Source organism: Mucilaginibacter mali, assembly GCF_013283875.1.
Lineage (GTDB): Bacteria > Bacteroidota > Bacteroidia > Sphingobacteriales > Sphingobacteriaceae > Mucilaginibacter > Mucilaginibacter mali.
Window position 1 is genome coordinate 4,988,452 of the sequence record NZ_CP054139.1, and the last position, 13,182, is coordinate 5,001,633.

Annotated in this window: 9 protein-coding genes; 4 read left to right on the top strand and 5 right to left on the bottom strand. The window is 45.6% G+C overall.

Annotation, left to right across the window (positions count from 1 at the left end; translation table 11 throughout):
- Nucleotides 1-48 precede the first annotated feature (48 nt).
- A complete protein-coding gene (gene metG, locus HQ865_RS21110) occupies nt 49-2,115 on the bottom strand; it encodes a methionine--tRNA ligase (protein ID WP_173416806.1) in 2,067 nt (688 codons plus the stop codon).
- 186 nt (nt 2,116-2,301) lie between these two features.
- Here metG and HQ865_RS21115 point away from each other — a divergent pair, with 186 nt between their 5' ends.
- The gene (locus HQ865_RS21115; RefSeq protein ID WP_173416807.1) at nt 2,302-3,192 is read left to right on the top strand and encodes a S66 peptidase family protein; all 891 of its coding nucleotides are present in this window, start codon (nt 2,302-2,304) and stop codon (nt 3,190-3,192) included.
- Between the two features lie 19 nt (nt 3,193-3,211).
- Entirely contained in the window at nt 3,212-3,619 is a 408-nt protein-coding gene (locus tag HQ865_RS21120) for a DoxX family protein (protein ID WP_173416808.1), read from the top strand.
- Nucleotides 3,620-3,737: 118 nt separating this feature from the next.
- Here the strand turns inward: HQ865_RS21120 and HQ865_RS21125 are convergent, their stop codons facing one another.
- The 4 genes from HQ865_RS21125 to HQ865_RS21140 form a co-directional block, all read right to left on the bottom strand.
- The gene (locus HQ865_RS21125; protein ID WP_173416809.1) at nt 3,738-4,874 is read right to left on the bottom strand and encodes a TlpA disulfide reductase family protein; all 1,137 of its coding nucleotides are present in this window, start codon (nt 4,872-4,874) and stop codon (nt 3,738-3,740) included.
- A 68-nt stretch (nt 4,875-4,942) separates the two neighbouring features.
- Nucleotides 4,943-5,968: a DUF1735 domain-containing protein gene (locus tag HQ865_RS21130; protein ID WP_173416810.1), complete on the bottom strand. Its 1,026-nt coding sequence runs from the start codon at nt 5,966-5,968 to the stop codon at nt 4,943-4,945.
- A 30-nt stretch (nt 5,969-5,998) separates the two neighbouring features.
- A complete protein-coding gene (locus tag HQ865_RS21135; protein WP_173416811.1) occupies nt 5,999-7,711 on the bottom strand; it encodes a SusD/RagB family nutrient-binding outer membrane lipoprotein in 1,713 nt (570 codons plus the stop codon).
- Nucleotides 7,712-7,724: 13 nt separating this feature from the next.
- On the bottom strand, nt 7,725-10,844 hold the full coding sequence (locus tag HQ865_RS21140) for a SusC/RagA family TonB-linked outer membrane protein (RefSeq protein WP_237073526.1): 3,120 nt from the start codon (nt 10,842-10,844) through the stop codon (nt 7,725-7,727).
- A 185-nt stretch (nt 10,845-11,029) separates the two neighbouring features.
- Between HQ865_RS21140 and HQ865_RS21145 the strand changes: the two genes are divergently transcribed.
- Nucleotides 11,030-11,374 carry a PadR family transcriptional regulator gene (locus HQ865_RS21145; protein WP_173416812.1) on the top strand — a complete coding sequence of 115 codons (345 nt, stop codon included), beginning with the start codon at nt 11,030-11,032 and terminating at the stop codon, nt 11,372-11,374.
- 14 nt (nt 11,375-11,388) lie between these two features.
- Nucleotides 11,389-13,032 (top strand): PspC domain-containing protein, encoded by a 1,644-nt coding sequence (locus HQ865_RS21150; RefSeq protein WP_173416813.1) that lies wholly within the window; start codon nt 11,389-11,391, stop codon nt 13,030-13,032.
- The last annotated feature ends 150 nt before the right edge of the window (nt 13,033-13,182 follow it).

The window sequence follows — 13,182 nt, forward strand, 5'->3', positions numbered from 1 at the left end:
GATTTAGCAAAAAACATTTGCACATCCGCACACTTGCATATCTCATATTTACCTGATCACCGATCCATTGTGCATTCCTTCACCCGGCGATACAAAGGTGAGCTTACCTTCGGCATTCTCGGCCATCAGGATCATTCCCTGCGACAGGATGCCTTTTATCTCTCTTGGCTCAAGGTTAACCAGTATGCTAACCTGGCGGCCAACAATGGCTTCCGGTTCAAAATGCTCGGCAATGCCCGATACTACCGTGCGCTGGTCGATACCGGTATCAATGCTTAGCTTCATCAGCTTTTTGGTCTTGGCTACTTTTTCAGCTGCGAGGATGGTACCTACGCGGATATCCATGGTAGCAAAACTTTCATAGTTGATGGCTTCTTTTGCCGGTGCAATTTCAGGCGCGGGTGCAGCTTCGGTAACAGCTTGTTTTTTGGCAGCCAGTTTAGCCAGCTGCTTTTCTATCGCTTCGTCCTCCACTTTCTCAAACAGCAGGCTTGCCGGGTTCAACTGATGACCATCGGCAAATACGGCTTCCTCATCGTAAGCAATGCTGTCTTTATGCCAGTTAAGCATACCTAATATTTTTTTGGCTGTAGTTGGCAAGAACGGTTGCAACGCGCAAGCGATATGCGCTATCAGCACCAGGCTATTGTGCAGCGCTTCGCGGGCTGCGGCTTCGTCGGTTTTGATGCTCTTCCATGGTTCTTTTTCGGTGAGGTAGCGGTTACCCAACCGGGCCATATCCATAGCGGCCTGTAAACCCTGGCGGAATTTATAGGCATCCAAACTTTTGCCTATCTCATCGTACAAATTACCTATTTCGGTATCCAGACCGGCATCGCTTAGCTTAGCGCCTCCCTGCACTTTACCGTCGAAGAACTTGTGCATCAGTATCATCACCCGGTTCACAAAGTTACCAAGTATAGCCACCAACTCGTTATTTACACGGGCCTGGTAATCTTTCCAGGTAAACTCGCTGTCGCTCGTTTCAGGTAATATAGATGTTAGTACGTAGCGCAATTCATCCTGCTTGCCGGGGAACTCTTCCAGATATTCGTGCAGCCAAACCGCGTGGTTGCGACTGGTGGATAGCTTATCGCCCTCCAGGTTCAAAAACTCGTTGGCCGGTACGTTCTGCGGCAAAATGTATTCGCCGTGAGCGTGCAATATCGAAGGGAAAATGATGCAGTGGAAAACGATATTATCCTTACCTATAAAGTGCAGCAGGCAGGCATCATCGGCCTCGTCGGCTTGCTTTTTCCAGTATAGCTGCCAGTCCTTGCCATTATCCTCGGCCCATTGTTTGGTGGCCGATATATAACCTATCGGCGCATCCATCCAAACGTATAGCTTTTTGCCTTTGGCCTCTTCCAGCGGAACATCGATACCCCAATCCAAATCGCGCGTCATCGAGCGTGGTTGCAAGCCCGATTTTAGCCACGATATACATTGTCCGTAAACATTCACCTTCCAGTCGCCTTCTTTGGTGGCTATCCAGCTTTCCAGCCAGGGCTGGTATTTATCTAACGGCAAATACCAGTGTTTGGTTGGTTTTAATATAGGTGTTTTGCCGCTCAGGGTCGATACCGGGTTGATCAGGTCGGTAGGGTTTAGCGAGGTACCGCAGCGCTCGCATTGGTCGCCGTAGGCATTGGGGTTGCTGCAATTGGGGCAGGTACCGGTAATGTAACGGTCGGCCAAAAACTGTTGGTAATCCTCGTCGAAATATTGCTCTGAGAATTTCTCCACAAACTCACCTTTCTCGTACAGGTTCAGGAAAAACTCCTGCGATAAGTCGTGATGTATGGCCGATGAGGTTCGGTGATAAATATCAAACCCGATGCCGAATTGCTCAAAGCTGTCTTTTATCTGGGCATGATATTTATCGATAATAGCCTGCGGGGTAGTGCCTTCTTTTTTGGCCTTGATGGTGATGGCGGCGCCATGCTCGTCGGACCCGCAGATGTAAACAACATCCTTTTTCTTTAGGCGCAGGTAGCGTACAAAAATATCGGCTGGTATATAGGCGCCGGCCAGGTGACCAATATGCAATGGCCCGTTGGCATAAGGCAGCGCCGATGTTATAGTATATCTTTTATAATGATCAATTTGCGACATAGTGGGGCAAAGATACCTATTAGTCGGGAAAGTCCGAAAGTCCGGGAGACGGAAAGATGCGGGCGAAGACGGCACGTTTGGAATGACTGTCACAAAAAACTTCCGGACTTCCCGACTTACGGTTTTCCGGACTTTCTTATATTTGAACTTCCGGACTTTCCGACTCACGGTCTTTCCGGACCATCTATGATCCCATATCTTAAAAAAGGCGATAAAATAGCCATTACCTGCCCAGCCAAAAAACTGCCACGGCCAATGACCGAAGCCGTAAAAGTACTTGAAGGCTGGGGCCTTGAAGTAGTGCAGGGCGAAACCCTGCTGGCCAGTTATCACCAGTTTGCCGGCGATGATGAACTGCGCGCTAAAGATCTGCAACGTTTTATTGACGATGACAGTATCAAAGCCATCATCGCGGCCCGTGGTGGTTATGGCACTATCCGCATTGTGGATATGGTTGATTATAGCCGCCTGGCAACAAACCCCAAATGGATAATTGGCTTTAGCGACATTACTGTTTTGCACAGCCACCTGCATACTAATTATGGTTTACAGACCATCCACGGGCAAATGCCCGTAAATGTACCCGACGCGTCATCGCAATCGCTTATATCGCTTAAAAAGGCCCTGTTTGGCCAGGAGGTTACTTACCGTTTTAAATCGTATAGTGCTAACCGGCCCGGCGAAGCTACCGCGCCTGTTATTGGCGGTAACCTCAGTTTACTTATCGCTATGCTGGGTTCGGCGTCGGATATGGATTATAATGGTAAAATATTATTCCTGGAGGATGTTGGCGAATACCTGTATTCGATAGACCGGATGATGTATACCCTGAAAAGGGCAGGTAAGCTGGATAACCTGGCCGGCTTAATTGTTGGCGGCTTTACCGAATTAAAGGATAACGACATCCCTTTTGGCTTTAGCGTACCGGATATAGTGATGAACCTGGTGAGCGAATTTAACTACCCGGTATGTTTCGATTTTCCCGCCGGGCATATTCCCGATAACCATGCGATAATTTTCGGAAAGCACCTACATTTAAATATTGAAGATTATAACGTAACTGCATCATACATTTAATTAAAACAGCATCACACCTATGGCATTATTTGACAAACTGGGCAATTACCGCAATTTTGGGTTACTTGTTATCCGTGTAGGGTTAGGCATTATGTTCGTTTATCATGGCCTGCCTAAATTAGAGGGGGGCGTGGATACCTGGAAAGGCTTGGGTATGGCTATGAAAAACGTAGGTATCACATTTTTGCCCGCCGTATGGGGCTTTCTTTCGGCCGCTACCGAAACTATTGGCGGCGCGTTGCTGGTTCTTGGTCTTGTATTCAGGCCGGTTTGCCTGTTGCTGCTTATTAACCTGGTTATTGCCGCCCTGTTCCATATTAACAAAGGCGATGGCCTGATGGGCGCATCACATGCTATTGAGGACGCTATTATGTTTGCCGGCCTGCTATTTTTAGGCCCGGGTAAGTATAGTGTAGATAAAAAATAACAAAAGGGACTATATCAAAAGTCGAGTTTTTAAAGAATGCGAACAACTTAAATTGCACACACTATTGCGTTATTATTTTTGACACAATGTGTTCATAAGTCCAGTAATTTATTCTCTGTTATTTTACTTTGGCCATAACAGTACTTTCCAGGTTGTGCGCGTTAAGTGCTTTGGCTATCACTTTACCGTCGGGACCAACTAAAAAATTAAACGGTATACTATCTATTTTCATTGTTTGTACGGCTGTGCCCTTCCACATAGCCACATCAATTAACTGCGGCCAGGTGTATTGGTTAGCAAAAACCATCTTGCTCCAATCTTCCTTTTCGCTATCAATGGCTACGCTCACAACCTTTATTTTCCCAGGAATTTTCTCCAGGAGGTTTCTTTCGGCTTCTTTAAAAGGCAGGCATTGAGTACACCAACTCGACCAAAAATCAATTAAATAGTAACTACCATTGTACGATGATGTGTTAATAGTAAAACCATTTTGATCGGGCAGGGTAATGGCCGGCAGCTTATCCCCAACCTCGTACTCCTCTTCATAGATCTTCATTGTGGCCAGTTCATCATTTTTTAATTTCTGAATAGCCGGATATTTAGGGAAACGCGCGGCGCTTTTTAAAATAAAGGCTTTTAGTTTGGCCCTGTCAGCCCCAAATTCAATACTATAATATGCCAAAAGAAATACTGCCGGGCTGCGCACCGTATCGGCAAACTTTAAGCTGTAATCAAAATATGCAGAGAGCGATTGGTTTAACGCATTTTTAACGCTATCCAGTTTGGCTTTGGATGCACCTGCCTTAAGCAAGCTATCGCTGACGCGGCTTATTTGCCTGCCGCTTTCGGCCATGTTTATCCTATCGGTTAAAAATTTATTTAATACGGCTGTTGCAGGCGATCCCTTGGACTTAAATACGGGAGACATGAAGTTAGCGTCTATTGCTATCGTTCCCGAATCGGCCACGAACAAATAACTGCCCTTATTCATTTTTTTTGACCGAATTTTATATATCGCTTCATCACTTATCGGCACATGCCATACTACCTGTTGCTGGTTATTAACAATTATCGCCGAATCGATCTTTTTTGATGGATTATCCTCAAACGGCGCGCTTTCAAGGTATATTGTATCGCCGTATACTGTTAATGCTTTTACGTCAACGGTTTTACCCGGCTTTTCCTTGCGGCAGCTACATAGCAGGGCTGCAAATATCCCCACAGTTAAAAACAGAACCTTGATCTTACTCATCATATAAAATGCTAATAAGCAAAAAAGCTACTATAACAGTAGCTTTTTTGCTTATTAGATGGTTAAACTAATTAGTTAGCCCTAACACTTTTCTCATATACCTGGCGGGTAAAGGTATTTTGCCCATTACCACCCGTTTGATAACCAACGTGCAAATAGAACGTTTTGCTTGCTGCATCATAGGTGTTGTTATAGGTTGACTGTACCCAGGGTGCAGTACCCGGGCGAGCCGAATTACCGATTGTACCAGTATAAGGAATATTACCTGGGTTATCAGCGGTCATGAAGCCGGAAGCCGGAATTGCAGGTGTAGCACCCAGTGGAACATAGTTAGACAGTGTTGAACCGTTAATATCAAACTGGTATTGGTAACCATTTGCACCCAAATCGCCAAACTCTTTATACGAAGTATTTAAACCAGCTGAATAAAAGTGTTGGGTTTTAGATATCGCGCGCTCGCTGCCGGCAGTTGGGTGGAACAGGAAACCAGTGGTAGTATAATCTGCATCGTACGCGTTTTTAGCATTTACCACGTAAATAACTGTACCGTAATTGCCGCTAACCGTACCCGAAGAAACCGAAGTGATACTAAGTGGTAACCAATAGTTCTTAGCCAAATTAAACTGATCTGTTTTCAGGGTTATTGTTACTGTTGCCGAACGTTGCCCTTTAGGGATAACTACAGATGCTGGCATTGTATACAATGTGGTCGGCATTAGAGGGTTCGGGTTGTTAGCTTCAACGTAACCCGTAGCACCATAAGCAGGTGTACCTGTGTTAATTGAATACTTGCTTACATAAGCCGCATAAGCCGCTGTGCTGGCAGACAAGTTTACAGTAATATCTGCCGGTGCCGGATCGGTGCCGGTATAATCTACCTTTAAATTCATTGTAACCGACGAGGCGATACCGAATGAACGCCCGTAAGTACGGTAAATATTAGTGGCTGCATTGGTAGGTGGGTCCTGAATAGTTGCTGTTTCCCACTCAACAACCGGTGGTGAAGCGCCAGGGCCCAGGTTAACTGCATTATCTTTTATGCATGCGGTAAAACTAACCGTCGCTGCCATCATCATTATTAAACTAATTCTTTTCATCTCTTTATTTTCTTTAAAATGATTTTAATATTAATTCTTAGGCCTTGCATCCCAGAATATCAGCGTGGTGTTGGCATCAACAGCAGGCACATTGGCTTTGTTGTAAGATGTTTCGCTGGCCGGATAGATCACACGACCGGCTAAACCGTCCGATCTTGGAGTGGTTATCGTAGCTGGGGCAGGTGCAAAACTAAATACAGGATCGGCAGAACCAGCTGTTTGAGACGGAGGAATAGAAACAGGGTACAATGTTCTCCTGTATTCGTTCCAGCCTTCATCGTTATTGATCATATTAAGCGCAATATATTTTTGCGTAATAATAGCTTCCAGCCTTTGTGCATCTGTAGTGGCCAAAGTATAGTTTGTTAAGTAAGCTTTTGTAATACCAGCGTTAGCAGCTTTATAAGCAGTAACCTGAGTAGCAGGAACACCGGCTGAAGCGTTAACCACTTCGGTGTGGTCCTTGTCTAAATAAGCAAATGAAGCGGTAAGGCCACTATCAAACAATGCGGCTGGTGTACCGGTGATCAAACCGATCATAGCGGCTTCAGCCTGCAGGTAATAGCTTTCAGCAGCGGTGATCAGCGGAATGCCCTGGTCAAAGCCTTTCAATACACCATAGCCATTAGCAGAGGTACCGGTTGGCGCACCGCCACCGCTAACCCCTACATACCAGGCACTTGCGGGCGGCGTAGTAGGTAACAACGCGGAATTGGTGCTTTGAAAGCCCAGCTGGTTGGCATAAGTATACGCCCTGTATATCAGCTTACCACGGCCATCATCCGTCAGTTTATTGCCATTGTAAAAACCCATCACAAATTTTGTGGCCAGGTAGCTGGGAGTATTAGCAACACCGGCGTTTGTATAGGCAAAACCATTCCAGAATGGGTTTTGCTTACCGCTTTGCTGCAGGTAACCAGGGTTTACCATTACATCGGCCGCTATAAAATTGGCAGTAGTTAACGATGCCATTGAAGCTTTGAAGCTATTAAACGTAGCAACATCGGCCTTTTGGATACGTATCAATGCCCTCAATTTAATGGTATTGGCAAATTTGATCCAATTGGTCATATCAAAACCATTTTTCAGCGCATCCGAATTATAGCTTAATTTGTTGTTGGTAGTATTGGTACTGTAAACCATAAGATCGATAGGACCGTTGGAGTTAGCAGCAATGCTTTTAGTAGTTGGTGTGGGAGCGCTGTTCATTACAGCAATAGCCGCATCAAGTTCGGTTATACAAGCTTTATATACGTCCTGTCCCTTGTCGTAAACCGGGGTAAGGTTACCGGCACCTTTCAAAGCCTGGCTATACGGCACATCGCCGTAAGCATCTACCAGCCTTAAAAAATCAAAAGATTTCATTACGCGTGCAACAGCGTTAAAGTATTTGAGGTCGCCGGTAGGTGTTGTATTATCTATAACAAACTGGTAATCTGACAGGTTATCAAATGTGCCTGTCCATAGTCCATTAAAATCGCCCGCGTTGAACACAAATGTCCAAAAGTTACCATAACCGCCCACACCGCCAGAGTTAGCGATGTAGCCGCCAAGGTCGCCACCATAGGTATGGCTAAAGCTATAGGTAAGCGATCCTGTGGCAACAAGGGCCTGTGGCAATATCAGATCGGGCGCGGCAGCCGTTAAGCTGTTGGGACTGGTATTGATATCCAGATACTTTTTACACGAAGTAGTGGAAGCTACCAGCCCTAAAAAAATGAGTGTTTTAAATATTTTTTTCATGTCTCTCTTTCAATTAAAAAGTTAAAGATAAGGTAGCGCCATAATAGCGTGTTGGCGGCGTATTGCTGATAGAGCTAACACCAACACCGTTTCCGCTCGATCCGAAGTCAGGGTCGGTATAAAGGTTAGATTTTGGCAACCATATCAATAAGTTACGGCCTTGTAAGCTAACTGTTGCACCTTTAACATATTTTTGACGACCTATCAATGATTTTGGAAGATCCCAGGTTAGGTTAGCCTCACGCAGTTTCCAGTAAGCACCATTGTAAATATAGTTGGTGGTGATACCGGTGTTGTAGGTACTGCTGCTCCAGAAAGCAACGCCACCATCAGCAACGGTAATGTTGGTGTTAGGCAGGTAGTTACCAGAACCAGCCGGATCCAGGTAAGATGAGTTAGGGATAACGAAACGCTCGCGGTTGTAGAAAGCGGTACGTGCACCAGCACCCGAGAAATCGAAACTGGTAGTTGTGCTGCTTTGTACAATATAACCACCACGGTACTCGCCAACAGCGCTTAAACGCAGTGATTTATAACGCAATTCGAAGTTAGTACCTATGCGGCGTTTAGCCGAGGTGTTTCCTAATATAATGGTTGATGACGCGCTTTGCGAAGGGTAACCAGATTGAGCGTTAACAATGATACGGCCCTGAGGGTCGCGGGCATAATCGCGGCCTTCCAAAGTTGGGTAGGTTGAACCAGGGATAGCCCAGTTGCCGTTGCCCACGTCTAATTGCGATAAACCTACCGGCAACGAAATTACTTTGTTATCGTTCCATACAAAGTTAGCGCCTAAGGTTAATTGCCAGCCGGTAGTTGATTTAATTGGCACAACACTTAAGCTCGATTCGATACCTTGGGCATCAAGTTCACCAGTGTTAAGCTTGTAGCCTGTAAAACCGGTGGTACCCGATATACTAACGGTTACTGTTTGGTTAGTAGAAGCTGTTTTGTAATACGTAACACTTGCGCTGATACGGCCATTATACAGGTCGGCATCGGCACCAAACTCAACACCTTTTGTGGTTTCAGGCTTCAGGCTTGGAGATACCAGGTTGTCGCCTTGAGTATAACCAGGGCCCGCATAAGGGAAACCGGAAGCCGAGCTGAACGTTGGCGTTAAGCCATACGCGCCAATATTCACGTTACCCACTTTAGATACACCAGCCCTGATCTTTAGGCTTGATAACACTTTGTTGTTTTTCATCCAGTCGAAAGCTTCTGTCGGGATGAAAGAAACGTCGGCAGCAGGATAAAAGAACGAGCGGTTCTCTGGGGCCAGTACCGAAACCCAGTCGTTACGACCGGTAACGTGTAAGTTCAGATAGCCTTTGTAACCTACGTTAAACACACCGTAAAGCGCTTGCTGGCGGGTCATCGACAAGCTTTGGCTACCATTAAGGTTAGGCACTGTACGCTGACCTACGTTGTATAAGCCCGGTTGTAATAAGCCGGTAACGTTAACGTCTTCATCGTTGTTTTTATTTTGCCTAAGCTGGCCACCAGCAGTTAAGGTAACACTAAAGTCTTTGATCTGCTTTTTAAAGGTTGCGTATGCATCGGTTGTAAGCTGTATGGCCGATGTCATCGAATCATCAACCTGGCCTACCTGGTCCTGAGTTTTTACAGTACCGGCACCTTCGCCGTAGTTAACCAGGCTTTTGGTATAAGCGGTCAGCGAATACTTACCAATTGTACTGCGGGTATTACCATTGCTTGAGGTTATACCGGTACGCGAGGTAAAGCTAAGGAAGCTAAACGGATCCCATTTTAACTCCATAGTACCAATAATATAGTTATTATTAGTTACCTGGCGCTGATTTGCCGCTGTAAAATATGGGTTGGCGTAGTAAAAGTTATAATAACCATCAATAGTAGCGAACTTGTTGTTGATATAATCTTTGTAGTCAGTTACCACAACCTGGCCGGGAGTTTGCATCAGCTGATCGTACATGGTACCTGTAGCCGAAGTGATGTCGTAGTGGTTCTGAACGTAGTTGGTTGTAAAGCTTAAAGAAACCTTGTTAGCCAACTGGCGGGTACCGTTAGCGCGGATAGATACACGATTGTATTTATCGCCCGGGGTAGTACCTTTTGTATTGTAATACTGGCCGGCAACATAGGTTGAACCTTTGTCATCACCAGACTGTACACTAAAGTCAGATTGTTTGTTTATACCGGTTTCCCAAAACTTATACTTACTGTCATTGTAAGCGTAAGGAACAGTTTGGATGCTGCCATCCTGCAGTGGGAAACCCAGGATCACTGGTTTGCCATCGAATGCAGGGCCGTACTGCTGGTTTTCTGTTTCAAGATAGCGCTGGATATCAATATCAGTACCCGAACCGAAACCAGTTTGCACTTTTGGATAGTAGCTAACGTGCTCGGCGCTAACTGTTTGAGAAGCCCTTACCTGTGCAGCACCTTTTTTACCTTTTTTGGTAGTGATAATTACCGCACCGTTAGAAGCGTCTGAACCGTAAAGAGCAGCACCACCGGCACCGTTCAACACCTGGATATCGTCGATATCCTCTGGGTTGATGTTACCTAATAATGAAGCAGGCACGATAACGTTATCCAACACGATCAGCGCGTTGTTGTTACCGGTTAATGAACGGTAACCGCGCATTACCAACGTTACAGTTGGGTTAACGCCACCGCTCACGATGTTTACCTGTAAACCAGCTACCTTGCCCGCTAAAGCAGCGCCAACGTTGGCGGCTTTACCTGCAACAAGTTGCTCTGGCTTAACCTGGGTAGTAGCGTAACCTTGCGAACCTTTGGTTACGGCCAAACCACCCGCGGTAACAACCACCTCGCTAAGTTCCCTTGTGTTGGAACCCAGGATAGCGTTGACAGTGTTGTTGCCACCGATGTTAAGGGTTTGAGATTCGAAACCCACAAACGAGAATGTAAGGGTTTTTGCCGAAGCCGGTACACCAGCCAGGGTGAATTTACCACTTGCATTTGTTTGGGTACCTACGTTAGTCCCCGTTACTTTAACTGTTACACCAGGAAGCGGGAGCCCGTCGTCCTTTGCTGTAACCGTACCAGTAACTGTTCTGTTTTGTGCAAAAACCTGGCTGGCACACAGCATCAGGAAGCACAAACTTGCTAGTAAAAGTTTTTTCATTTCGTTAATAATAAGATCAGTTAATAGTTAATTAATCATAAAAGTAGTGTTAACTTCTTTAAAAGAGAAATTTTTTGTTAAAAAATGTTAAAAAATCACCCAAACAAATGTTGATAACTAATAAATGAAAATATTTTTAGTACTATGTATTGCATAATACAATCTTTTACATATATCTTTGCATTATGATTGTAGAAAACACACAAACCCAAATGCGGAAAGGAATACTGGAGTATTGCATACTTTCCATCATAGCAAAGGGCGAGATATACGCTTCAGACATAATCGCTGAGCTAAAAAAAGCCCAACTGCTTGTAGTTGAGGGGACTCTGTATCCCCTCCTTACCCGTTTAAAAAATAACGGACTGCTTACCTATAACTGGGTCGAGTCGGTTTCGGGGCCGCCGCGCAAGTATTACAGCCTGAGCGACGAAGGCCGTAACGTACTTTCCCAGCTGGACACCACCTGGCAGGAACTGGCTTTTGCCGTACAAACATCTATCGAAGGACGAAACACCCCTAACGCTTAAACATCAACAACATCATGAATAAAACTATCATCATAAATATAAACGGCATCGTTTTCCACATTGAAGAGGATGCTTACGAAGTGCTTAAAGCATACATGACGGATGTAAAGCGTCATTTTATGGACTCGGCCGACAGCCTGGAGATCACCACCGATATCGAAAACCGCCTGGCTGAAATGTTTAACGAAATACTGGCCCGCGAAAACAAGCAGGTAATTGTTGAACAGGATGTGCAGGCCGTTATTGGCCAGATGGGTACTGTAGAGGATTTTGCCTCGGCCGATGAGGATGATGCCGCGCCCGCCGGGCAGCCGTTTGCCTACGCTACCGAAAGCCGTCGCCTGTTCCGCGATCCGGACGACCACCTGGCTGCCGGTGTTTGCGCGGGCATTGCCAATTACTTCGATATCCAATCGGTTTGGGTGCGTTTAGCATTCGCCATCGCGTTCTGCTTCTTTGGCACAGGCTTGTTCCTATACATTATTTTATGGATCGTGGTACCCAAAGCTGCTACCCGAGCCGACCGTATGGCCATGAAAGGCGAGAAACTGGACCTGCAAGGTTTCAAACGCAATTTTGAATACGAGTTGAAAGGCGTTCAGGGCCATATGAATAACCTGCAGGCCGAAGCAAAACCATTAATATACAAGACCCGCGATTTTGCCGGCGATTTTTTTGATCACTTGCGCAGTTTTCTTAATGGGGCCGGTAAAGTATTAGTCAAGCTGTTAGGCGTATGTATTATGCTGACCTGCCTTGGTTTTACCATCGCCCTGCTTGTGGCTTTGTTTACTTATTTTGCTTACGGGCACGATAATATCTCGCATCTGTTCCCATTCAATATCGTAAACCGTGAATACAGCGTGGTATTTATGACCTGCGGCTTCCTGTTGTTAGCCCTGCCATTAATTGGCATTATGATACTGGCATCGCGTATGGTATTCAACCGCGGGCATATCAATCCATCAGTTGGTTACACTTTATTAGTGTGCTGGATAGCATCGATATTTGTAGTGATCTATTATAGTGTGCAGATGGCCGCCGAGTTTAAATCGGGCGGTAAACTAAGCCAAACTGTAAACATTAAGCCATCGGCCAATAATACCTACTACTTAAAACTGAACAATGTAAGGCACCTAAGTCCGGAAGACAGCGCCCGTCTGGATGCAAAGCACAGTTTTGCCGGAAAGATCATTCTTGACGATGAAAACGACTTTAACGACGAGATGGAAGATAACGGCCTGCGTAATGTTGCCATCACCATCGAGCGAAGCGATGTACCACAGCCGGTATTGGTAGAATCATTCAGCGCGCGCGGCCGTACCAAGGTCGACGCTTTATTAAATGCACGCGACGTAAGCTACCAGTTTGTGCAGACCGACAGCGTTTTAACCTTCGACCGCCATATGCAGCGCCTGGGCAAAGGCCCATATCGCGGCCAGGAAGTTAGGCTGATATTAAAGGTACCGGTAAACGCCAAACTGGTAATTGACCGCGACCTTGACCGCTACCTGGATGGCGTAAGCATTTACGATTGCCAAACCGACAACAAGCAGGATCATGATATCCCGGCCATGTTCATTATGAAAAATACCGGCCTAGAGTGTAAAGTAGATACCATGGTTATCAAAACCGACACCGTTGTTGTGAAAAAATGAAAACCTTTGTAAGATATATAACCCTGCTGCTGGTCAGCGGGGTTATTATTCCCTTTTGCATTTCATTAAACTTGTTTAAAACAGGCTCAAATGCTTATAAAAATACTATGCGGCATAGTGTCCCCTATCACTCGATAACCGCTATGGTAT

Excerpts from the sequence above, each read along its gene's own strand:
- HQ865_RS21120 (WP_173416808.1), top strand. The coding sequence starts at position 3,212 with ATGGCATTATTTGACAAACTGGGCAATTACCGCAATTTTGGGTTACTT.
- HQ865_RS21145 (WP_173416812.1), top strand. The coding sequence starts at position 11,030 with ATGATTGTAGAAAACACACAAACCCAAATGCGGAAAGGAATACTGGAG.
- HQ865_RS21140 (WP_237073526.1), bottom strand. The coding sequence starts at position 10,844 with ATGAAAAAACTTTTACTAGCAAGTTTGTGCTTCCTGATGCTGTGTGCC.
- HQ865_RS21135 (WP_173416811.1), bottom strand. The coding sequence starts at position 7,711 with ATGAAAAAAATATTTAAAACACTCATTTTTTTAGGGCTGGTAGCTTCC.
- HQ865_RS21150 (WP_173416813.1), top strand. The coding sequence starts at position 11,389 with ATGAATAAAACTATCATCATAAATATAAACGGCATCGTTTTCCACATT.
- HQ865_RS21125 (WP_173416809.1), bottom strand. The coding sequence starts at position 4,874 with ATGATGAGTAAGATCAAGGTTCTGTTTTTAACTGTGGGGATATTTGCA.
- HQ865_RS21130 (WP_173416810.1), bottom strand. The coding sequence starts at position 5,968 with ATGAAAAGAATTAGTTTAATAATGATGATGGCAGCGACGGTTAGTTTT.
- metG (WP_173416806.1), bottom strand. The coding sequence starts at position 2,115 with ATGTCGCAAATTGATCATTATAAAAGATATACTATAACATCGGCGCTG.
- HQ865_RS21115 (WP_173416807.1), top strand. The coding sequence starts at position 2,302 with ATGATCCCATATCTTAAAAAAGGCGATAAAATAGCCATTACCTGCCCA.